The 21,738-nt window shown below is 65.6% G+C and carries 23 protein-coding genes; 12 read left to right on the top strand and 11 right to left on the bottom strand.

The features are described from left to right. The first annotated feature begins 12 nt into the window (after positions 1-12). Positions 13-579 carry a DUF805 domain-containing protein gene (locus DM450_RS09895; RefSeq protein ID WP_142634433.1) on the top strand — a complete coding sequence of 189 codons (567 nt, stop codon included), beginning with the start codon at positions 13-15 and terminating at the stop codon, positions 577-579. 136 nt (positions 580-715) lie between these two features. Continuing rightward, the gene (gene ilvD, locus DM450_RS09890) at positions 716-2,572 is read left to right on the top strand and encodes a dihydroxy-acid dehydratase (protein ID WP_142634431.1); all 1,857 of its coding nucleotides are present in this window, start codon (positions 716-718) and stop codon (positions 2,570-2,572) included. A 61-nt stretch (positions 2,573-2,633) separates the two neighbouring features. Here ilvD and DM450_RS09885 read toward each other — a convergent pair whose 3' ends face one another. Beyond that, complete coding sequence (locus tag DM450_RS09885) at positions 2,634-2,909, bottom strand: hypothetical protein (protein ID WP_142634429.1); 276 nt, start codon at positions 2,907-2,909, stop codon at positions 2,634-2,636. Positions 2,910-3,037: 128 nt separating this feature from the next. Here DM450_RS09885 and DM450_RS09880 point away from each other — a divergent pair, with 128 nt between their 5' ends. From DM450_RS09880 to DM450_RS09870, 3 genes are read left to right on the top strand one after another with little or no spacing between them, the layout of a single operon-like run. Next, a complete protein-coding gene (locus tag DM450_RS09880) occupies positions 3,038-3,415 on the top strand; it encodes a hypothetical protein (protein WP_142634427.1) in 378 nt (125 codons plus the stop codon). Beyond that, positions 3,387-4,799 carry an NAD(P)H-hydrate epimerase gene (locus DM450_RS09875; RefSeq protein ID WP_142634425.1) on the top strand — a complete coding sequence of 471 codons (1,413 nt, stop codon included), beginning with the start codon at positions 3,387-3,389 and terminating at the stop codon, positions 4,797-4,799. Before DM450_RS09880 ends, DM450_RS09875 begins: the two co-directional genes overlap by 29 nt. Beyond that, positions 4,796-6,055 carry a class I SAM-dependent RNA methyltransferase gene (locus DM450_RS09870; protein ID WP_260609756.1) on the top strand — a complete coding sequence of 420 codons (1,260 nt, stop codon included), beginning with the start codon at positions 4,796-4,798 and terminating at the stop codon, positions 6,053-6,055. Before DM450_RS09875 ends, DM450_RS09870 begins: the two co-directional genes overlap by 4 nt. 24 nt (positions 6,056-6,079) lie before the next feature. Here the strand turns inward: DM450_RS09870 and DM450_RS09865 are convergent, their stop codons facing one another. The 6 genes from DM450_RS09865 to DM450_RS09840 all read right to left on the bottom strand — a co-directional run bounded on the left by DM450_RS09865 (position 6,080) and on the right by DM450_RS09840 (position 10,276). Next, complete coding sequence (locus tag DM450_RS09865) at positions 6,080-6,343, bottom strand: hypothetical protein (RefSeq protein WP_142634423.1); 264 nt, start codon at positions 6,341-6,343, stop codon at positions 6,080-6,082. Positions 6,344-6,361: 18 nt separating this feature from the next. After that, on the bottom strand, positions 6,362-6,598 hold the full coding sequence (locus DM450_RS09860) for a hypothetical protein (protein WP_142634421.1): 237 nt from the start codon (positions 6,596-6,598) through the stop codon (positions 6,362-6,364). 330 nt (positions 6,599-6,928) lie between these two features. Further along, positions 6,929-7,351 (bottom strand): MAPEG family protein, encoded by a 423-nt coding sequence (locus DM450_RS09855; RefSeq protein WP_142634419.1) that lies wholly within the window; start codon positions 7,349-7,351, stop codon positions 6,929-6,931. 63 nt (positions 7,352-7,414) lie between these two features. Beyond that, positions 7,415-8,392: a threonine/serine dehydratase gene (locus DM450_RS09850; RefSeq protein WP_142634417.1), complete on the bottom strand. Its 978-nt coding sequence runs from the start codon at positions 8,390-8,392 to the stop codon at positions 7,415-7,417. A gap of 16 nt (positions 8,393-8,408) precedes the next feature. Beyond that, entirely contained in the window at positions 8,409-9,014 is a 606-nt protein-coding gene (locus tag DM450_RS09845; RefSeq protein WP_142637713.1) for a class I SAM-dependent methyltransferase, read from the bottom strand. Between the two features lie 41 nt (positions 9,015-9,055). Continuing rightward, positions 9,056-10,276: a DUF3419 family protein gene (locus DM450_RS09840; RefSeq protein ID WP_142634415.1), complete on the bottom strand. Its 1,221-nt coding sequence runs from the start codon at positions 10,274-10,276 to the stop codon at positions 9,056-9,058. 325 nt (positions 10,277-10,601) lie between these two features. On the opposite strand from DM450_RS09840, the gene DM450_RS09835 reads away from it, so the two are divergent. The 5 genes from DM450_RS09835 (at position 10,602) to DM450_RS09815 (ending at position 15,401) form a co-directional block, all read left to right on the top strand. Continuing rightward, on the top strand, positions 10,602-11,813 hold the full coding sequence (locus DM450_RS09835; protein ID WP_142634413.1) for a saccharopine dehydrogenase family protein: 1,212 nt from the start codon (positions 10,602-10,604) through the stop codon (positions 11,811-11,813). Beyond that, positions 11,813-12,235, top strand: coding sequence for a hypothetical protein (locus tag DM450_RS09830; protein WP_142634411.1), 423 nt, complete (start codon positions 11,813-11,815; stop codon positions 12,233-12,235). The genes DM450_RS09835 and DM450_RS09830 overlap by 1 nt, the downstream gene beginning before the upstream one ends. A gap of 10 nt (positions 12,236-12,245) precedes the next feature. Beyond that, positions 12,246-12,596, top strand: coding sequence for a DMT family protein (locus tag DM450_RS09825; protein ID WP_142634409.1), 351 nt, complete (start codon positions 12,246-12,248; stop codon positions 12,594-12,596). Positions 12,597-12,627: 31 nt separating this feature from the next. Further along, positions 12,628-13,806, top strand: a complete 1,179-nt coding sequence (locus DM450_RS09820) for a carboxynorspermidine decarboxylase (RefSeq protein WP_142634407.1) — start codon at positions 12,628-12,630, stop codon at positions 13,804-13,806. Positions 13,807-14,189: 383 nt separating this feature from the next. After that, positions 14,190-15,401, top strand: a complete 1,212-nt coding sequence (locus tag DM450_RS09815) for a type III PLP-dependent enzyme (protein WP_142634405.1) — start codon at positions 14,190-14,192, stop codon at positions 15,399-15,401. A 75-nt stretch (positions 15,402-15,476) separates the two neighbouring features. Here the strand turns inward: DM450_RS09815 and DM450_RS09810 are convergent, their stop codons facing one another. The 4 genes from DM450_RS09810 to murI form a co-directional block, all read right to left on the bottom strand. Continuing rightward, complete coding sequence (locus DM450_RS09810; RefSeq protein ID WP_142634403.1) at positions 15,477-16,580, bottom strand: NADH:flavin oxidoreductase/NADH oxidase; 1,104 nt, start codon at positions 16,578-16,580, stop codon at positions 15,477-15,479. A 159-nt stretch (positions 16,581-16,739) separates the two neighbouring features. Then, positions 16,740-17,954 (bottom strand): 5-aminolevulinate synthase, encoded by a 1,215-nt coding sequence (hemA, locus tag DM450_RS09805; protein WP_142634401.1) that lies wholly within the window; start codon positions 17,952-17,954, stop codon positions 16,740-16,742. 173 nt (positions 17,955-18,127) lie between these two features. Continuing rightward, positions 18,128-18,910, bottom strand: a complete 783-nt coding sequence (locus DM450_RS09800) for a hypothetical protein (protein ID WP_260609755.1) — start codon at positions 18,908-18,910, stop codon at positions 18,128-18,130. 29 nt (positions 18,911-18,939) lie between these two features. Next, positions 18,940-19,773 carry a glutamate racemase gene (gene murI / locus DM450_RS09795; protein ID WP_142634397.1) on the bottom strand — a complete coding sequence of 278 codons (834 nt, stop codon included), beginning with the start codon at positions 19,771-19,773 and terminating at the stop codon, positions 18,940-18,942. A gap of 109 nt (positions 19,774-19,882) precedes the next feature. Between murI and plsY the strand changes: the two genes are divergently transcribed. Together plsY and dprA are read left to right on the top strand one after the other, a co-directional pair. Then, positions 19,883-20,470 (top strand): glycerol-3-phosphate 1-O-acyltransferase PlsY, encoded by a 588-nt coding sequence (gene plsY / locus DM450_RS09790; protein ID WP_142634395.1) that lies wholly within the window; start codon positions 19,883-19,885, stop codon positions 20,468-20,470. Continuing rightward, the gene (gene dprA, locus DM450_RS09785) at positions 20,467-21,585 is read left to right on the top strand and encodes a DNA-processing protein DprA (protein ID WP_142634393.1); all 1,119 of its coding nucleotides are present in this window, start codon (positions 20,467-20,469) and stop codon (positions 21,583-21,585) included. Before plsY ends, dprA begins: the two co-directional genes overlap by 4 nt. Positions 21,586-21,738 lie beyond the last annotated feature (153 nt).

The raw sequence follows: 21,738 nt of genomic DNA, 5'->3' as shown, positions 1-21,738 counted from the left end.
AAGCGGGGTGTGATGGTCGGTTATCATCTTGCAGGATTGGGGAAATTCTCCGGAAGGGAAGCGCGGGCGCAGTTCTGGCCCTGGGCCGGGATCGTGGTCGGGCTGATCTTTCTGGGCAGTTTTGTGCTGGTCGGTCCGATGATCGCGGACACCATGGTCAAGATGCAGCAATTCGCGCGCGAACATCCCGATCAGGCCAGGGTGAATGCCGGGCCAGGTCATTACGAGATCAGTATCGAGGGGCATCATCCTGAACTCATGCCCGATTTTGCGGCATTTTCGGGCGCGATGGCGATTGTCGTGGCGTTGGCCGTCGTGCTGCTTTCCGCGGCCGTCGCGCGGCGCCTTCACGATACCGGCCTCACCGGCGCCTGGGAGCTGCTGCCCTTGCCGTTCCTGGCGATCGGCCTGACCCAGACCCCGAAGCTGTTTGCTTCGGCGGTGCCTGACATGCAGTTGTTCGGCCTGCTGTTCCTCAACAACCTGTGTTATCTGGGTGCGCTCGGCCTGTTGGTGTTGCTGCTTGCAAGGGAAGGATCCCGGGGCGACAACCGGTACGGGCCGGCGTCGCAAGATTGATCTCGCACGATCCGAAAAGCAAAAACCGCCTTTCTGGAAATTTTATGCCTCGCAAAAGCCATGGACATGGCGTAGGGGCGCGGCAAGACGGTCGCCATCGCGCACCGCGCCCATGACCAATCCCGGAGTTCGCACAATGCCCGCCTATCGTTCACGCACTTCCACCCACGGCCGCAACATGGCGGGCGCGCGTGGCCTCTGGCGCGCGACGGGCATGAAGGATGCGGACTTCGGCAAGCCGATCATTGCGGTGGTGAACTCGTTCACCCAGTTCGTGCCCGGCCACGTCCATCTCAAGGACCTGGGCCAGATGGTTGCGCGCGAGATCGAGGCGGCGGGCGGCGTCGCCAAGGAATTCAACACCATCGCGGTCGATGACGGCATCGCCATGGGCCACGACGGCATGCTCTATTCGCTGCCCAGCCGCGACCTGATCGCGGACAGCGTGGAATACATGGTCAACGCCCACTGCGCCGACGCCATGGTCTGCATCTCCAACTGCGACAAGATCACGCCGGGCATGCTGATGGCCGCGCTGCGCATCAACATTCCGGTGGTGTTTGTCTCGGGCGGGCCGATGGAAGCGGGCAAGGTTGTCCTGCGCGGCAAGGAACATGCGCTCGATCTGGTCGATGCGATGGTCGCGGCTGCGGACGAGAGCTATACCGACGAGGAAGTGAAGGCGATCGAGCGTTCGGCGTGCCCGACCTGCGGTTCGTGCTCGGGCATGTTCACCGCCAACTCGATGAACTGCCTGACCGAGGCTCTGGGGCTTTCGCTGCCGGGCAACGGTTCGACGCTGGCGACCCACTCCGACCGTCAGCGCCTGTTCCTGGAAGCGGGCCGTCTCGCGGTCGACCTCTGCCGCCGCTATTACGAGCAGGAAGACGAGAGCGCTCTGCCGCGCAATATCGCCAGCTTCGAGGCGTTCGAGAACGCAATGAGCCTCGACATCGCCATGGGCGGCTCCACGAACACGGTGCTCCACCTGCTGGCCGCGGCCGCCGAGGCGGGCGTGAACTTCACGATGGAAGACATCGACCGCCTCAGCCGCAAGGTTCCGTGCCTCTCCAAGGTCGCCCCGGCCAAGGCCGACGTGCACATGGAAGACGTTCACCGGGCTGGCGGCATCATGGCGATCCTCGGTCAGCTCGACCGTGCGGGCTTGCTGCACACCGATTTGCCGACTGTCCATGCCAAGACGCTGGGCGATGCGCTGAACCACTGGGACATCAGCCGTACCAACGCGCCTTCGGTGCAGGAATTCTTCAAGGCGGCCCCGGGCGGCGTGCCGACGCAGACCGCTTTCAGCCAGTCGCGCCGCTGGGAGGAACTCGATCTCGACCGCGAGAACGGGGTCATCCGCAGCAAGGAACACGCGTTCAGCCAGGACGGCGGCCTTGCCGTGCTTTATGGCAATATCGCGCAGGACGGCTGCATCGTGAAGACGGCGGGCGTGGACGATTCCATCCTGAAGTTCACCGGCACCGCGCGCGTCTACGAATCGCAGGATGCCGCCGTTGCAGGCATTCTCGGCGGACAGGTCGGTGCGGGTGACGTCGTGGTCATCCGCTATGAAGGACCGCGTGGCGGGCCGGGCATGCAGGAAATGCTCTATCCGACCAGCTACCTGAAGTCGAAGGGGCTCGGAAAGGCCTGCGCGCTGCTGACCGACGGCCGTTTCTCGGGCGGCACTTCGGGCCTCTCGATCGGTCACGCTTCGCCGGAAGCGGCAGAGGGCGGCGCCATCGGACTTGTCGAGAACGGCGACACCATCGAGATCGACATCCCCGGCCGAACCATCAATCTGATGGTTTCGGATGAAGTGCTGGCTCACCGCCGCGCTAGCCAGGAGGCGCGCGGCGCCGACGCATGGTCGCCGGTTCACCCGCGCCCGCGCAAGGTTTCGGCCGCGCTCCAGGCCTATGCGGCGATGACCACCAGCGCCGCCAAGGGCGCCGTGCGCGACGTCACGCAGCTCAAGCGCAAGTAAGGTTCAAGGGGGTAATGCAGGGGCAGGTGCCCCTGCATCCCGTGGCCGTTTGCGGGCCGGATCAGCCGTCCGCGGCAGGCGCCATGCGTACGGCCTCGTCCACCATGTTTTGCCATGCGTCGTGCACATCGCTGATGCTGACAGTAAGGCCGCGGTCCTTCTTGAGCAGATGCTCACCGGCGAGGCACATGCCCGGCGTCGGCACCCGCAGCGCCTTTACGACTTCGCGCGCGGTTTCCTTCAATTGCTCGCGATCTTGCGGGGTCAGGGTATTCCAGTCGTCGGTACCGTGTTCGGCTTTTGCCAGAGCCCGGGCGGCGCGTTCGATAAGCGGCATCGTTATGCTCTCCCTCGACAGAATCCAGGCAGCGTAACACCGCGCAGGGCCTTGTGTAAGTGTCCCATTCTCGGTCTGCGCCAGACGGGCGCTTGCGGTCGGCGAGAAAGTCCTTGTAGCCAAGGGACATGGTCCGATCACTCCCCGCTGTTGCCCTTGTTCTCGCGCTTGCCGCCTGCTCGTCTAAGCACGAGGCGCCTGACGTTGCCGAGGGGGAGGACCATATCCCTTGCGCGGTTTCCGGTTCCGGCGAACTCAAACCGATCTGCGCGGTGGAGCGGCATCAGGGGGCGAATGGGCTGACGCTGCTGGTTCGCCACCCGGATGGCGGCTTTCGCCGCTTCGCCGTTGTCAGCGACGGGCGCGGGCTTGAGGTTGCCGATGGGGCGCAAGTGGCGATAACAAGGCTGGAAGGCGGCAAGCTCGACGTTTCAGTCGGGGCCGACCGCTACCTGTTCCCGGCCACGAGGAAGTCCCATGCCCCACAGGCTGCTGCCGCAAAATGACCAGATCCTGACTGTTGCCCAGATGCGCTGCGCCGAAGCGGTGCTGATCGCGGCGGGGGCGTCGGTCGAGACCTTGATGCGGATTGCCGGGCTGGGCGCGGCCGAATGGGTCTGGCGGGTCTCGGCCGGGCGTTCCGTCACTATTCTGTGCGGGCCCGGCAACAATGGCGGCGATGGCTATGTCATCGCCGAGGCCATTCGCGAACGCGGCGGGCAGGTGACGGTGGTGGCTCCGGTCAGTCCGAAGACGGACGCTGCCCGCGATGCACGGACCCGCTATCATGGCGCCGTGCTGGGAGCCGATGCCGAGGTGCACGGCGACGTCTTTGTCGATTGCCTCTATGGCAGCGGCCTTACGCGGCCGTTGTCGCCGGAGGATCTTGCGTTGCTGGTCCGGCTGGCGAAAGCGCATCACCACCGCATCGCGCTCGATCTGCCCAGCGGCGTGCAGTCGGATACCGGCATGCTGCTCAATCATGGGCTGCCGCAATACGATGCGACGCTGGCGCTGGGAGCGTGGAAATTCGCGCATTTCCTGATGCCTGCAGCCGCTACGATGGGCACACTTCGACAGGTTCCGATTGGCGTTGCGCCGGTCGAAGGAGCGGCTGTTGCGGTCGTGAAACCCCGGATCGGCGCGCCGGGAGCGGATGCCCACAAGTATCGGCGCGGACTGCTGGCGGTGGTCGGCGGGGCGATGCCCGGCGCCGCAGTTCTGGCCAGCCTTGCGGCGCAAGGCGCCGGGGCGGGCTATGTGAAGCTTTTTGCCGAGAGCAAGCGCAATGTGCCTGCCGATCTGGTGGTCGAACAGGGCGCCTTGAGCGATGTACTGACCGATGATCGCAACACGGCCGTTCTGGTCGGGCCGGGGCTTGGCCGCGATGCCGCCGCGCGGGAGCGGCTGGCGGTGGCGCTGGCCGATCCGGTGCCGGCAGTGGTCGATGCCGACGCGCTGATCCTGCTGGCACCGCGCGTGCTGGCGGAGCGTTCGGCGGCTACCGTGGCAACCCCGCATGAGGGCGAACTGATGGCGCTGGAGCGTGCTTTCGATCTCGACGGCACGGGCAGCAAACCGGCCCGCGCTCTGGCTCTGGCGGAGGCGAGCGGTATGGTCGTGGTTGCCAAGGGGCCGGACACCGTGATTGCCGCGCCCGATGGCCGCCTTGCCTGCGCGCCGCGGGCCAGCTCGTGGCTCTCGACTGCTGGAACGGGGGACGTGCTGGCCGGATGTATCGCCAGCCGCCTTGCCGCCGGTACGGAGGCTTTCGCGGCGGCTTGCGAGGGCGTCTGGCTGCATGGAGAGGCCGCGCGGTACGCTCCGCCCGCCTTTACTGCCGGTCAGCTTGGACAAATGGTTCCGGCTGCGCTAGCGGCCTGCCTGTGACTATTGGAACCGAAGAAATTATCCGCATCGCCGCCAAGGGCGATGGCGTGACCGAATCCGGCCGCTTTGCCTGGGGCGCGGCGCCGGGCGACTTGCTGCATGAAGACGGCACCCTCGAATGGGGGCCGCACCACGTCCAGCCGGCCTGTACCCATTTTGGGCGCTGCGGCGGCTGCCAGCTCCAGCAGCTCGACGAGGAGACGCTGACCGCCTTTGTCGAGGCGCGCGTTGCCAATGCCTCGGCCTCACAGGAACTGGGCGCCGAAAATATCGCGCCGCCGCATCTCTCGCCGCCAGGCGCGCGTCGCCGCGTATCGCTGCGGGCGGAAAGTTCGGGCGGGCGCGTCGTGATCGGCTTCCGCGAGGCGAAGTCGCACCGGCTGGTCGAGCTGGAAGAATGCCCGGTCATGGCGCCGGAACTGTTCGCCGTGCTGGGACCGCTGCGCAAGCTGCTCATTACCATGGGCAAGGCAGCGCCGGCGAAAAAGGGCCGCCACGGCAAGCCGAGCAAGCACCAGCAGACCCGCATGGCCGCCGATATCGAGATGACGCTGACCGATCAGGGCGTCGATCTGGGCGTGAAGGGGCTTACCGCCGAGGGGCTCGCGGCAACCGAGGCGATGCTCGATTTCTCGCGCGACCATAAGCTCGCCCGCCTGACCATGGACGGCGGCTACGGTTTCGAGACCGTGTGGGAGCCGGTGCCGGTCACGGTCACTCTAGGTGGCGTTCAGGTGCCGCTGCCCCCGGGTTCGTTCCTGCAGGCGACGGTCGACGGCGAGGAAGCGCTGGTCGGCGCGACGAAGCGTTGGCTGGATGGCGCCGCGACCGTGGCGGACCTGTTTTCCGGTCTCGGCACGTTTGCGCTCGCGCTGGCCGGACCGCAGACGAGGGTGCTCGCCGCCGAGGCCGCACGCGATGCCCACTTGTCCTGCAAGGCAGGCGCAGACCGCGCGCAATTGCCGGTTTTCTCCGCCCATCGCGACTTGTTCCGCAATCCGCTCCAGCCGGACGAACTCAGCAAGTTCGAGGCCGTCGTGCTCGACCCGCCGCGGGCCGGTGCGCGAGAGCAGGTGGAGTGCATCGCCGATTCCACCGTGGGGCGGGTGGTCTATATCTCATGCAACCCGTCCAGCTGGTCGCGCGATGCGGCGCGGCTGATCGAGGCGGGCTTCCGACTGGTGGAATTGCGCCCGGTGGGGCAGTTCCGCTGGTCCACCCACGTCGAACTGGCGAGCTATTTCGAGCGCGTTTGAAGCGGGCCCAGGAGGGGAGGGCGTTCAGTCGCCCTCCTGTACCCTTGCCATCATGTCCATGAAGTCCCGCGCGGCGTTGCGGTCGTCCTCGTTGTCGAAGGCGACGTCGAGATCAGGCGCGGCGTTGAACATGGTGAGCAGCGACCACAGCGCAAAACGGCGGGAGCGGTCCTTCTCCATGCCGAGGTCCACGCGCATGCGGTCCAGCCCGGTTTCCAGCGTGGAGGGAGCGATGGTCGCAAGGTCGTCGGTGCCGAAGTAGCGGCGGAGCTGGTCGTCGAAATCCATGCGCTCGCTCTACAGCGATCAGGCGTTCCCGTCACTCTCCGTGTCGTCGGCATTGCAGGACAGCAGCTGGTAGATCACCGCCCCCCATGCGCTGCCGATCACGCCGACGAAAAACATCGACCAGCTGAGTCCCCAGCCGACCGGAAGCATCATGTTGATGAGCGCGGCCAGTGTCAGGACCACAAAGCCCACTTCCAGCACCAGCACACACCACCGGATCGGCGGGCTGGCCAATTGCCTTTGCACGGTCTTCACGCAGCACCTCCCAGAACCACGCGTATGTTAGGCTGATAGCTTACTCCCGGCACGGGCGTTCGTATAGGCGGCGTGGACAAATTCCTCGAGGTCACGATAGCCCCCATTTGCCCCCCAACGAGGCGCGCGGACGCGGGAAGAGTGGTCCTCTTTCAAGGCCGTGCAACGCTGCCGCGCTTCTTTCGTCAGCGCCAAGGACCTCGTCGATAAAATCAACGTCTTCGTTCAGGCATACAACGCCAACGCGAAACCTTTCGTCTGGACCGCCACTAGCGAGGCAATCCTCGATAAGGTCGAACGCCTATGTAAAGCTATTTGCGGGACAGGACACTAGAACATCACCAGTGCCGCGCGGGCGACAAGGAACATCAGGCAGAAGCTGGAGAGGGCATAGAGCGCGAAGCGGGGCACCATCTGGTTGAAGGTGGACTGCACGATCGAATGGAGCACGCGCAGGACAACGTAGGCCCAGCCGATCTGCGCATTCAGCCCGTCGCCCTGGCCGATGATGGCGAGAGTGATCGAGATTGCGTAAAAGATCACCGGATCTTGCAGCAAGTGCCGGTAATTATGGGCTTTCCACTCGGTCTGCGGGGGCAGGATATGGTCGAGCGCGACGTGGGGATCGTCGATCAGTTCCTCGGGATCGGCCTTGCCGAATGAGGATAGGCGCGAGCCGTAGAGCCAGAACCACATGACCATGGTCCAGGCCGCCAGCGCGACCACGGGTTGCAGGATTGCCATTCCAACCATCGGACGCTCCCTTGCTGATGGAAGGGAGCGTCGGCCCGGTCAGGCGGCTTGTCAATCCGAGATTTAGGCGTTTTCGGCCAGTACCTTGGCGAAGGCTTCGGCGTCGGTATTGCCGCCTGAAAGGACCACGGCCGTCCGGTCGGTCAGTTCCACCTTTCCGGCCAGTACTGCTGCCAATGCCGCCGCGCCGCCGGGTTCGATCACGAGGCGCAGTTTCGCGAAAGCCAGTCGCTGCGCCGCGCGCACTTCGGCGGGCGTTGCAACAAGGCCGAAGGGGCAGCGCGCCTTCAGCACCTCGAAATTGATCGGCCAGGTCGCGGGCGTTTGCAAGGCATCGCAGGCGGTCGGCGGCGCATCGGCGGCGACTCGCTGGATCTCGCCGCTGGCAAGGCTGCGGCCGACATCGTCCCAGCCCTCGGGCTCGACCGGAACCACGGCGGCATCGGGCAGGGCGAGCGCAAGGCCCGCGGTGAGCCCGCCGCCGCCGCAGGGCGTGACGATCTGGTCGGGGCCTTCAAGGCCGATTTCCGCCATCTGCGCGGCGATCTCGATGCCGAGGCTGCCTTGTCCCTCGATGATCCAGGGATCGCCGAAGGCATGGACCAGCGTGGCGCCGCGCTCGGCGCAGAGGCGCTGCGAGACGGCGTCGCGGTCCTCGCCGCCGGGGCGGTCGTAGAGGATGACTTCGGCGCCGAGTGCGCGGGTGTTGGCCAGTTTCACTTCCGGTGCATCGGTGGGCATGACGATGGCGGCGGCGATGCCCAGCCTGCGCGCAGCCCAGGCAACGCCCTGAGCATGGTTGCCGCTGGACACGCCGACGACGCCGCGTCGGCGTTCCTCATCGGAAAGCGCGGTAAGGCGGTGCCAGGCGCCGCGAATCTTGAAGGCGCCCACCGGTTGCAGGCTCTCCGCCTTGCACCAGATCGTGCGGCCATCGACCTCCAGCGGCAGCAAGGGCGTGCGCGGCAGGATCGCGGCGACCTTGGCGGCGGCTTCGAGTACTCCTTCACGGGTCGGGCGGCGCTGGGGATTCGTGTTCATGGCCAAGGGCATAGCCTCAGTGGCCGATGCGCACCATCTGGTAATAGCCCAGTGGCCCGCGGGTGAACCGCACCGGCAGGCCGCGTTCGTTGGCAAGTCGTGCCGCTACGGCCGGCAAGTCCGTGCGCGGCGTGACGTGGAACTTCGTCAGCCAGCCCCGCAGGCCCGCCCGCAAGGGGGAAGGCAGGCCTGCGAGGTCGCCGAAATCGACGACGTGAACCGCGCCGCCGGGGGAAAGGGCCGCTATCGCCGCCGACAGGGCGTCCTGCCAGCCGGGGATCATCGAGAGCGTGTAGGAGAGGAAAATCCGGTCGAATCCCTCACGTCCGAACAGCGTTTTCGGATCGAAGCGGGTGGCGTCGCCGAGGGCAAGCTGAGCCTCGGTGCCCAGCCGCTTGCCGGCGTTCTTGAGCATCTCGCTGGAGATGTCGAAACCGTGGAGTGCAACGCCGGGCCATGCCTTGCCCGCCAGTTCCAGATTGCGCCCCGTGCCGCAGCCGACTTCCAGCACGGCCATGCCCGGCGCCGCATCGAGTTCGCGGATCAGGCGGTCTCGGCCGAACAGGTAGTACTTGCGCGTCAGGTCGTAGATATGGCGCTGGCCGCGATATACGCGGTCCATCAGTGCGGCGTGATCGGCGGGAAGGGCGGTGTCGCTCACCGTCAGTCCTTCAGCACATAGAGGTGGACGCCGCCGTAGATCGAGGAGCGGTCGCCCTCGGTGGCGACGCGGGATTCCTCCTCGCGGTAATCCCAGCGCGACAGGATTTCGTCCGGCACGCGGCCCGGAAGCAGGGTGGGTTCGGCGGCCGTGCGGAACAGCACCCGCGATCCGGGGCGGGCGGTGCGGGTGATCTCGCTCCACAGCTCGGTGAGTTGCGCGTCGCTCATCCAGTCCTGTGCATCGAGCAGGATGTAACGGTCGAGCGAAGCCTCCGCGCTTTCCTGGAGGACCTGCGTGAAGCTGGCATGGCGCAGCGTCAGGCGGTCCAGCCTTTCGCGCACACAGGCGGCGTTGGCTGCCTGAAGGTAGGGCGGCAATGGCGCCTTGTCCTGGCGGCCATAACCGCGCCCGAAGGCCTGCCATGCGAAGTAGTTGTCATTGAGCGGGAAGTGGCAGGCGAGCTTTTCGAGGCGTGCACGCAGCACGTCGGCCATGCGCTGGCCGCCGGCGAGGGCATCGTACTGGGCGGGCGGAATGCCTAGGCCGAACAGCGATGCGGGCTGGTCGGTCAGCCAGCGCACCAGCTTGCGTTCGAAGATCGGGGCAAAACGCTCGTCGAAGACCCGGCGCTGGTCTTCCAGCGTTTCCGCGCCCAGAATTTCGCTGGGGTCGATCTTGTAAAGCTTGGCCAGCACGTGGGCTGCACCGATGAAGTGGCCGAGCAGCCCGCGCTTGTAGATGCCGCGCGTGAAGCCCTTGATGCGACGGCGGCCGACGAGGTCGCGCCCTTCCCAATAGCGGCGCGTCGTCTCGTCGAGATGCGGGGCCAGCTTTTCGCGGTAGATGCGGGCGTTCTCCGGCTTGTCGGCTTCGGCGATGAAGCTGCGCAAGTCGGCGTAATCGAGGTTCCGGATCGCCGCGATTTTCAGGCGTCCCAGCGCGATATGCGCGGTGTTGAGATCGACGCAAGTGATCGCCGCAGGATCGGCGGTGAGGTAGGAGAGGGCGTTGCAGCTGCCGCTGGCGATGGTCAGCACCCGGCTGTCCGGCCCTATCTGCAGCGCCGCCATGTCCGCCACCGGATCTTCCCAGATCTGCGCATAGACGAGGCCCTTGAACGCGAGCGCGAATGCCTTGTCCAGCAAGCGCGCGGCGCGGGAGGATTCCGAGCGGACGACCGCTCCCTCGATCAGATCGGAAGCAGGGCGTGCGTGCGGCATGGTAGTGGTCCCCCGGTGCCAGGTCGGCGTGTCGTGGCGGCAATGCCTCTGCGGGGTGACCGGGTGATGACGGGACGATGGCGGTTTATGACAGTCTGGCCGACCTTGCGGTCGGGCAAAACGGCCATCCAGCCGTTTTGTGCGGGACCAGCCCACACCCCGACCCGACCACCCATCAGGATACACTCGTGGGTGGTCGGGTGGGGGAGGGGGCTGGTGCCGCTTCCGGGCGTGAGCCCGGACAAACGACTCCAAGAGTTGAGTTGTCACACAGGGGCACTATATGCGGCCCTTTCGCGGCTTGCGCGTTCAAGGAGATAGATTGGTGAGCAAGGTTCTGGTGATCGGCGCAGGTGGCGTCGGTTCGGTCGCGGTCCACAAGATGGCGATGAATCCGGATATCTTTTCCGACATTCATCTCGCCAGCCGCACGGTTTCCAAATGCGAAGCGATCGCCGAATCGGTGAAGCAGCGCACCGGCGTCACGATCAGCACGTATGCGATCGACGCCGACGACGTTGAGGCGACCTCGGCGCTGATCCGCTCGATCGGCCCGAAGCTGGTCGTCAATCTGGCGCTGCCCTATCAGGACCTCGCGATCATGGACGCGTGCCTGGCCACCGGCACCCACTACATGGACACCGCGAACTACGAGCCCAAGGACGTGGCCAAGTTCGAATACCACTGGCAGTGGGCCTATCAGGAGCGCTTCAAGCAGGCGGGCCTGATGGCGCTGCTGGGTTCGGGCTTCGATCCGGGCGTGACCTCGGTCTTCGCGATGTGGCTGAAGAAGCACAAGCTCAAGACCATCCGCACGCTCGACATCCTCGACTGCAACGGCGGTGACCACGGCCAGGCCTTCGCGACGAACTTCAACCCGGAAATCAACATCCGCGAAGTGACCGCGCCGGCCCGCCACTGGGAGAACGGCGAATTCGTCGAGACCCCGGCCATGGGCAAGAAGGTCGAGTTCGACTTCGAGGCCGTCGGCCCCAAGAACATGTACATGATGTACCACGAGGAACTGGAAAGCCTCGCCAAGTTCATCCCAGAGATGGAACGCGGCCGCTTCTGGATGACCTTCGGCGACGAGTACATCAAGCACCTCACCGTGCTGCAGAACGTGGGCATGACCCGCATCGATCCGGTGGTCTACAACGGCGTGGAAATCATTCCGCTCCAGTTCCTCAAGGCCGTGCTGCCCGAGCCCAGCTCGCTTGGCTCGACCACCAAGGGCAAGACCAACATCGGCGACATCGCGACCGGCGAAGCGCTCGACGGTTCGGGCGAGAAGACGTTCTACATCAAGAACATTTGCGACCACGAGGACGCCTATGCCGAGACCGGCAACCAGGCCGTCAGCTACACCACCGGCGTTCCGGCAATGATCGGCGCGGCCATGGTGCTGACCGGCGCATGGTCGGGTGAGGGCGTGTTCAACATGGAGCAGTTCGATCCCGATCCCTACATGGACATGCTGAACAAGCACGGCCTGCCGTGGACGGTCGAGGAACTCGACGGACCCGTCACGTTCTGATGCGCGGGCTGTGGACCGTTCTTGCGGGCGCATTGGCGCTTGCCGCCTGCGCGCCGCAGGACGGTCCACAGCCGCCCGTCAAGCCGCCTGCCACCCCGGCAGGCGAAACTTCGCGGCCCGGCGGCTTTGCGCGGGAAATGGGCGCGGCTGACCGTGCGGCCTGCGAACAATCCGGTGGCACCGTGCAGCGGCGCGGCCGGATCGGCATGGAGCAGTGCGTCCACCGCTTCGCCGATGCCGGGAAAACCTGCACCGACACGTCGCAGTGCGAAGGCAAGTGCGTGGCCAGTGCGGGCGCCGTCTCGCCCGACAAGCCGGCGGCCGGGCCCATTACCGGACAGTGTCAGGCCGACGACAAGCTCTACGGCTGTTATGCCGAAGTCGTGGGCGGCAAGGCGCCCGCCGCGATCTGCGTCGACTGAGAATTCGCCGATGAACTGGAATTTCGTGGCGCCGGTTGCTCTTCTGGCGGGCTCCAACCTGTTCATGAACACGGCGTGGTATCTGCACCTCAAGATGCCGGGCAAGGCGCTGTGGGTGGCGGTTCTGATGAGCTGGGGCATCGCCTTTTTCGAATATTGCCTAGCCGTTCCGGCCAACCGGATCGGCAGTCAGGTCTACTCGCTGGGGCAGCTGAAAGTGCTTCAGGAGGCGTTTTCGCTTACGGCATTCGTGCTGGTGGCATGGGCGCTGTTCGGCCAGAAGCCGGGGCTCAACGAAGTCATCGGTTTTTCGCTGGTCGGCGCCGGGGCATGGTTTATCTTCAAGGGGCCGTTCGGCTGAGGCCGTCCCCTTTTCGCAAAGGACTTCAGTGATGGAAACCCGCGCCGGCGATCCGGGAGCCTTCGTTCACTTCGACCTGTCGCGTGTCGACAGCCCCAGTTTCGTGGTCGATGCCGCCAAGCTGCGCGACAACCTGCGCGTGCTGGCCGACATCGGCGAACGGTCGGGCGCCAAGGTGCTCTCCGCGCTCAAGGCCTTCTCGATGTGGTCCACCGCGCCGATCGTCGGCGAGTATCTCGACGGTGTCTGCACTTCGGGGCTGTGGGAAGCGCGCCTTGCCAGCGAGTTCTACGACGGCGAGATCGCGACTTACTGCGCCGCCTACAAGGCCGAGGACCTCGACGAGATCCTGCGTCTGTCGGACCATGTGATCTTCAACTCGCCGATGCAGATCGAGCGCTTCTGGTCGCAGATCGAGGCCGCCCGCGCCCGCGGCGAGGACTTCGACATCGGTTTGCGCGTCAATCCGATGCACCCCGAGGGCGAAGTGCCCAAGTACGACCCTTGCGCGCCGCATTCGCGCCTTGGTTTCCCGATCGACCAGCTCACCGAAGAGCATGTCGAGATGATCGACGGGATCCACATGCACACCCTGTGCGAGCAGGACTTCGAGCCGCTGCGCCGCACCTGGGACAAGGCGTTCGACTACCTCGAACCCTATTTCGGCCAGTTCAAGTGGATCAACCTCGGCGGCGGCCACCACATCACCCGCGCCGATTACCAGCGCGACGAACTGGTGGAATTCCTGATCGACCTTCAGGAAGACACCGGGGCCGAAGTCTATCTGGAGCCGGGTGAGGCCGTGGCGCTCGACGCAGGCATTCTGGTCGGCAGCGTGCTCGACATCACCCACAACGGCATGCCGGTTGCCGTGGTCGACATTTCCGCCACGTGCCACATGCCCGACGTGATCGAGGCCCCCTATCGTCCGGCGATGCTGGGCGAGCGTGAGGAGGGCGATGGCCAGCCGGTGCGCCTGGGCGGGCCGTCGTGCCTCGCGGGGGACGTGATCGGCGATTACGTGCTGCCCGAGCGGCCCGAACCGGGCATGCGCTTCGCGTTTCTCGACCAGGCCCATTATTCGATGGTCAAGACCACGACCTTCAACGGCGTGCCGCTGCCATCGATCTGGCTATGGGATTCGGAAACCGATGCACTCGATTGCATCCGCCGCTTCGATTACGAGGACTTCCGCGCCCGCTTGAGCTGAGGACCCTCCAGCCGATGAAGCAGGGCAGGGCGGCTCGGTCCGTCCTGCCGTTGCCCCGGCCGGTCCCTGCTGCGACGAGTCGCGTGAACCCCTGGGGCGAGCCTGCGTTTTAACCGTGTATCGCGATGCTTTTCCGCATCTCTCGGGGTGTTTTTCCGGAGGGTGGCGGGCGTAGTTAACCATCTGTTTTTAAAAGGCTAAATTCGGACCAAGGGCGCGCTTCGCGGACCTTCGTGAAACTTCTGTGACGTTTTCATGAAGGCCGGATTTTTTCACTTGCGATTCATCGGCCCCGCCCTATATCCGGCCCCTCGCTGCCCCATGGGGACTTCCAAACCGCAAGGCAGCTTTGTCGCTAACAATCCGTTTGGGGGTCCCTTGAGTTGCTCGAACATCTTGATGCATCGGTCGTAGCGCACACTCTCGCGCCTGACGAACCCGTTATTCTCAATCGCCCGCACGCGGCTGCGCGCGCTGCCCGTTTCTTCGCCACGAAGTTTCCGGGTAAGTCGCTCTACGCGGTGAAGGCGAATCCCTCGCCGGATCTCATCCAGATCCTGTGGGACAATGGGATCACGCATTTCGACGTTGCCTCGATCGGTGAAGTCCGCATGGTCCGCCAGACCCTGCCGGATGCGACCCTGTGCTTCATGCACCCGGTCAAGACCGCAAGCGCGATCCGCGAAGCCTATTTCGAGCATGGCGTTCGCACTTTCAGCCTCGATACCATCGAGGAAGTCGAGAAGATCCTCGAAGCGACCACCGACGCCGAAGGCAATGAAGCGACCGACCTGCGTCTCTGCGTGCGTCTGCGTGTCAGCTCCGAATATTCGGAACTGAGCCTCGCCTCGAAGTTCGGTATCGATCTGGCCGACGCCGGCCCGCTGCTGCAGGCGACCCGTCAGGTTGCCGACTGGCTGGGCGTGTGCTTCCACGTCGGTTCGCAGGCGATGACGCCGTTTGCCTATGTGCAGGCGCTGGAGCGTGCGCGTGCGGCGATTGCCGATGCGGGCGTGGTCATCGACATGATCGACGTCGGTGGTGGCTTCCCCTCGGTCTATCCGGGCATGGAACCGCCGCCGTTGGAAGACTTCTTCCAGGTCATCCACCGCCACTTCGAAGCGATGCCGATCGCGTACAACGCCGAACTGTGGTGCGAGCCGGGCCGTGCGCTCTCCGCCGAATACAGCTCGATGATCGTCAAGGTCGAGAAGCGTCGCGGTGACGAGCTTTACATCAACGAGGGCGCCTATGGCGCGCTCTACGATGCGGCACACGTGGCATGGCGCTTCCCGGTGAAGTGCATCGCGCGTGACGGTCAGCGTTCCGAGGACCTTCAGGAGTTCTCGTTCTACGGTCCGACCTGCGACGATGCCGACTTCATGGAAGGCCCGTTCCTGCTCCCCGCCGACATCAAGGCCGGCGACTGGATCGAGGTGGGCATGCTGGGCGCCTATGGCGCGGCGATGCGCACGGCGTTCAACGGCTTCGGAACCGGCGATGTGGTGACCGTGTCGGACGAACCGATGGCGAGCCTCTACACGGGCGAGCGCAAGGATCCGCGCGTTTCGGACAACGTCGTCTCGCTGCGCTGATCGTTCGCCGATAGAAACACAAAAAGAGCCCCCCGGTCAGCGATGACCGGGGGGCTCTTTTTTTGTTGTTGGTGGTCAGCCGGCGGTGAAAAGATCCTTCAGGGCACGCGGTTGGCAGCGCAGGAACTGCGGCGATGCCTTTATCTGCGCACCGAGGGCGGCGGCGGCATGCCAGGGCCAGCGCGGATCGTAGAGCACGGTGCGGGCGATCGCGATCATGTCGGCATCGCCGGTGGCGACGATGGCTTCGGCCTGTTCTGGCTCGGTGATGAGGCCCACGGCGATCACCGGCATGGTCTCCACCGCTTCCTTCACCTTGCGGGCCAGAGGCACCTGGTAGTTCGGGCCGACCGGGATCTTCTGCTCGGCATGAAGGCCGCCGCTGGAAACGTGGAAACCGTCGCAGCCGCGCGTTTCAAGCGCCTTGGCGAAAGCGATGGTCTGTTCGATGTCCCAGCCGCCAGGCGTCCAGTCGGTGCCCGAGACGCGCATGGTAACCGGCTTGTCCGCCGGGAAAGCGGCGCGCACGGCGTCATAGACTTCCAGCGGGAAGCGCATGCGGTTTTCGAGGGTGCCGCCGTATTCGTCGGTACGCGTGTTCGAAAGCGGCGAGAGGAACTGGTGCAGCAGGTAGCCGTGGGCGCCGTGAATCTGGATCGCATCGATGCCCAGGCGGTCGGCGCGGCGGGCGGCATCGGCGAATGCGTCGCGAATGCGGGCGAGCCCTGCCTTGTCGAGCGCCTCGGGCGCGTTCTCGTGCGCAAGGAAGGGAATGTCCGATGCGGAGACCGTCTGCCAGCCGTTCGCGTCCTCAGGGGCGATCTGGGCGCCGCCGTCCCAGGGCTTGGCGGTGCTGGCCTTGCGGCCGGCATGGGCAAGCTGGATGGCGATGGGCATATCCGACCAGCGGCGCACGGATTCGAGCACTTTGCCCATGGCCTCCTCGGTCTCGTCATCCCAAAGGCCGACGTCGGCGTAGGAGATGCGACCTTCGGGGCTGACGGCAGTCGCCTCGATGGTGAGGATGGCGGCGCCCGACTGCGACAGGTTGCCCAGATGCTGGACGTGCCAGTCGGTCATCTTGCCGTCCTCGGCGGAATATTGGCACATCGGCGCGATGACGATGCGGTTTGCGAGAGGGAGCTTGCCGAGGGAGATCGGTTCGAAAAGCTTGGCCATGCGGGTCCTTCCGGTCATGTCGTCGCAATTGGGGGGAGAGTGCGCGCCGAACGGCGCCTGCGATGGCAGGCAACGTGGGGTGCCTTGGCCAAATGAAAAGGGCTCCGGCCTTGCGGTGGAGCCCTTCTCGAAAAAGAATATGTTGCAACTGCGATAGCGTCAGGCCGCGAGACGCATCTCCAGCCGTTCCCAGATCTCGACCAGAGCGTCGGTCAGATCGCGCATCATCGCTTCGGTATGCGTCGGCCCGGGCGTGAAGCGCAGCCGTTCGGTGCCGCGCGGCACGGTGGGGAAATTGATCGGCTGCACATAGGCACCGTATTCGGCGAGCAGGATGTCGCTGATCTTCTTGGCCTTGACCGGATCTCCGACCATCAGTGGCACGATGTGCGTGGTGGAATTCATCACCGGCAGGCCCGCATCGCGGAACATCTGCTTGAGCGTCGCGGCAGAGTTCTGCTGCGCCTCACGCTCCGCGCTGGAGCTCTTGAGGTGTTTCACCGAGGCCAGCACGCCTGCGACCAGCACGGGCGAGAGCGAGGTGGTGAAGATGAAGCCCGGCGCATAGCTGCGGATGCAGTCGATCACGCGCTGGTCGGCGGCGATATAGCCGCCCATGACGCCGAACGCCTTGCCCAGCGTGCCCTCGATGATGTCGATGCGGTGCGCGGCTTCGTCGCGGTCGGTAATGCCGCCGCCGCGCGGGCCGTACATGCCGACCGCGTGGACTTCGTCGATGTAGGTGAGGGCGTTGTACTTTTCTGCCAGGTCGCAGACCGCGTGGATCGGGGCGATATCGCCGTCCATCGAATAGACCGATTCGAAGGCGATCAGCTTGGGCAGGTTCGGATCGGTGGCGGCCAGCAGTTCCTCGAGGTGTTCGAGGTCGTTGTGGCGCCAGACCTTCTTGTCGCAGCCCGAATTGCGGATGCCGGCGATCATCGAGGCGTGGTTGAGCTCGTCCGAGAAGATCACGCAGCCCGGCAGGAGCTTGGCGAGTGTCGACAGCGTGGCGTCGTTCGAGACATAGCCCGACGTGAACAGCAGTGCGCCTTCCTTGCCGTGAAGGTCGGCCAGTTCGCGCTCAAGCTCGATGTGATAGTGCGTGTTGCCGCCGATGTTGCGGGTGCCGCCGGAACCGGCGCCGACGTCATGCAGCGCCTCTTCCATGGCCTCGATCACCTTGGGGTGCTGGCCCATCGAAAGATAGTCGTTCGAGCACCACACGGTGATCGGCTTGGGCCCGTTGTGGCCGGCAAAGCAGCGTGCGTTGGGATAAGCGCCCTTGTTGCGCAAGATGTCGATGAAGACCCGGTAACGGCCTTCGGAATGCAGGCGGTCGATCGCCTGATCGAAAATATGCTCGTAGTTCACCTGGGCGTTATCCTGCGCTGGCCTTAAAACGGCTTCTACTTTCTGCTGCGGGCCAATACCGTATCGCGGACGGCATGACCAGTCGCTTGTACCGGATACAGTGATCGATATCGCCTCGGGATTGGCTTGAAATAAATCGTCGCACAGGCGAATTTTTCGCATTCGAGGGGCTTTCAGCTACGGACGAACCCCCAGGGAATGACCCGGGGCGCCGCCGGATCGTGGCCGGCAACGACCTCCATCTTGGGCGCCGCGCGCTTGAGCGCATTGATCGTCATCAACCAGGAGACGATTTCGGTCCGCAGCGCCGGGTGTCCGAGGTCGGCAAAGGTGCGCGCCGGCGGGCGCGTCATTTCCCAGCTCAGCGGCACCTGGGCGACGTCGCCGGCAAACAGGAACTCGGCGCCGTTCGCCAGTTGCACGAAGACCATCCGGGGGTGGTTGGGCAGGTCGTCCTGGGGAATGACAACCACACCCGGCGCGACGGCGCGGGGGCGGCCGTCGCCAAGGTCGGGCAGCGGGGCGGCGTGGGGTGAGGAAACGGCGGGATTGCCGCGGTGGACGGGCCGGTCGAGCAGGGTGAGCCGCAGGCCGGCTTCCCTGGCCACATGGTCCACGCGCTGCTGCGCGGCGGCGTCGAAATCGGTGACCTTGTTTTCCTCGGCCAGTTCGGCAGAGGTGCCGGCATCGATCAGGATCGGGCGCTGGCCGGGAACAACCAGTTGGTAGGCGCGCACGCCGGTGTGGATCGGGCGCAGGCCGGAGCCCGCGGCGAGCTGGTTGTACAGGGCGATGCGCGAACCGATGATCTCATGGCGAATCTGTACGGGATGCGCGCCGGGAACGGCATTAGCGAGCTCGCGCAACACCGCTATGTCGAGGCGCTTGGGCTGTGCATCCCGGGCGCTGGCATCGAACTGGAACCAGTAGATCGGAAGCCCGGCGAGCAGCAGCACGACGAGTATGAAGACATTGAATCTCGGCGTCAAAACAGCCCGCCCCCTATGAGTCCGTATCGTGCCAGGGTCTCGGCGTAGGATGCGGACAAATCCCTGGTTCCGGTGAATAGCGCGCGGTCGGGGCCCTGGCGAGCATATTCCTGGCCCTGCGTGAGCCGGGCGATCTGGCGGGCGATGCCGGCAGCGCCGTGAACGAAGGTTACGTCGGGGCCGAACGCTGCGCGCAGTTCCTCTTCCAGCAGCGGAAAATGCGTGCAGGCGAGCACCACCGTGTCGATGTCCGTCCCCCCCGGCATCGTGCGCAGGGCATCGGCGGCGCGGTGGATCGCGGCGGGATCGACGGCTTCGCCGCGCAGCTTGGCCTCGGCGGCTTCCACCAGTTCGGGCGCGCCATGGCGCAGCAGGCGTTTGTCGGCGGCAAATTCGTGTTCGAGCCGGTCGACATAGGCCTGGCGAATGGTCGCCTGGGTGCCGAGCAGCCCGATGGTGCCGGTGCGCGTGAGCGCGGCCGCGGGCTTGATGGCGGGCACGGTGCCGACGATCGGCACCTCGAGCACGTCGCGCACCATGCCCAGCGCGATGGTCGAGGCGGTGTTGCAGGCGATGCAGACAAGGCGCGGCGCAAAACGTTCGGTCATCCGGCCGAGCAGCCCGGCGACGCGGGCGGCGATCTGCGCCTCGGTCTTGGTGCCATAGGGCAGGCCGGCGGTATCGGCGGCGTAGATGATCGGTGCATCGGGCAGCGCTTTTCGCACTTCTTCCAGCACGGACAGTCCGCCCACGCCCGAATCGAAAACCAGGATCGGGGCGGCGGGGTCGACGTCGTGCGCGGTCGACACGGCAAAATTCTCGGAAGGCATCGTTTTTCCCTGTACCTTGCACACTGTTAACCGCGCCGATGTGCAAAGGGCAATGTCGAATGCTGCAAGCCGCTTCGCCTCACCGGCATGAGCGGCTAAGAGGCATGCCATGAACTGGATTCTCGCAATTGTCCTCGGTTACGCCCTCGGCTCGGTGCCGTTCGGGCTTCTCATCACTCGGATCGCCGGGGCGGGCGACCTGCGCTCGATCGGATCGGGCAATATCGGCGCGACCAACGTGCTGCGCACCGGTCGCAAGGGTCTTGCCGCAGCAACGCTGCTGCTCGATCTGCTCAAGGGGCTCGCCGCGGTGCTGATTGCCCGGCATTTCCTGCCCGACTGGGTCTGGCTGGCGGCGCTTGGTGCCTTCGCCGGTCACTGCTTCCCGGTCTGGCTCGGCTTCAAGGGCGGCAAGGGGGTCGCCACCACGGCCGGAATCGCGCTTGGCCTCGCATGGCCGGTGGGGCTGATTTACGCGCTGACCTGGATCGGCTTGCTGCTCACCGTGCGGATCAGCTCGGTTGCGGGCATGACCGCTGCGGTGGCGGCACCGCTCGCGGCATGGGCGCTGGGCTACGGTGAAGCCGCGGGCGTGCTGGCGGTGATCGCCGCCGTGGTGCTGTTCCAGCACCGCGAGAACATTGCCCGCCTGCGCGCAGGCACCGAGCCCAGGATCGGGAGCGGCAAGAAGCCGTGAGCGGCGCCGGGGGGGAGACCGCACCGCTTTCGCAGGACGAGGCGTTTGCGCGCATCCGCTTGCTGCGTTCTCCCAATGTCGGCCCGGTCACCTACCGCCAACTGATGGCGCGCTGCGGCAGCGCGGCGGCGGCGCTGGAGGCTCTGCCGGAACTGGCCGGCCGCGCCGGACGGCGCTACACGGCGGCGCCGGAACGGGTCGTCGAGGCCGAAATCGCGCGGATCCGCAAGGCGGGCGCCAGCTACCTGTTTCACGATTCGCCGGACTATCCGCGCCTGCTTGCCCATAGTGAAGGCGCGCCGCCGATCCTGACGGTGCGCGGCAACCTCGCGATTTTTGCCAAACCCTGCGTCGCCATTGTCGGCGCGCGCAACGCCTCGGCAGGCGCGGTGCGGATCGCGCGCGAATTCGCCCAGGGGTTGGCGGAGGCCGGTCATGCCGTTGTCTCGGGGCTGGCCCGGGGCATCGACGGCGCAGCGCATCAGGGCGCGCTGGCGGGCGGGGCAACGATCGGCGTGATCGCCAGTGGCATCGACGTGACTTATCCGCCGGAACATGCCGAGTTGCAGCAGCGTGTCGCCGGCGAAGGCCTGCTGGTGGCGGAGCAGCCGCCCGGTACCGAACCGCTCGCCCGTCATTTCCCGACGCGCAACCGCATCATCGCCGGGCTCGCTGCCGGTACCGTGGTGGTGGAGGCGGCGCCCAAGTCGGGCTCGCTCATCACCGCAAGGCTGGCAGGCGAGATGGGGCGCGAGGTCATGGCCGTGCCGGGGTCGCCGCTCGATCCGCGCTCCCACGGATGCAACAACCTGATCCGCGACGGGGCGGTTCTGGTCCAGTCGGTGGCCGATGTGATCGAACTCCTGACCGGCTTTGACGGTACGCCGCGCTCCCGTTTTCGCGAGGAGGCGCAGGACTGGGCGTGGGTGGGCGATGCCGGTGTCGAAGTGCAGGCGGCGGGCATCGCCGGGCTGCTCACGACGGCGCCAGTCGCGGTCGACGAGCTGATCCGGCAATCGGGTGCGGGTACGGCTGCGGTGCAGTTGGAACTGCTTGAACTGGAGATTGCCGGAAGGCTGGTGCGCCACGCCGGCGGGCGTGTCAGTCTGGGATAAAAGAGCGGTTTTCCGCAGGGTTGCGCGGTATCACTATTGTTGCAGCCTGAAATGACCTTGCCATATCGGGGTGCTTGGGCCCATCGGGGTGCTTGACGAGGCGCCTCAAAGCTTCCCACCCTATGCGTGTACACACATGCGCACGCGTGGGAG

This window comes from Sphingomonas sp. IC081 (genome assembly GCF_006874585.1).
GTDB lineage: Bacteria > Pseudomonadota > Alphaproteobacteria > Sphingomonadales > Sphingomonadaceae > Novosphingobium.
Note: the sequence above shows the minus strand (reverse complement) of the source record. Positions and strands in the feature narration are given on the sequence as shown.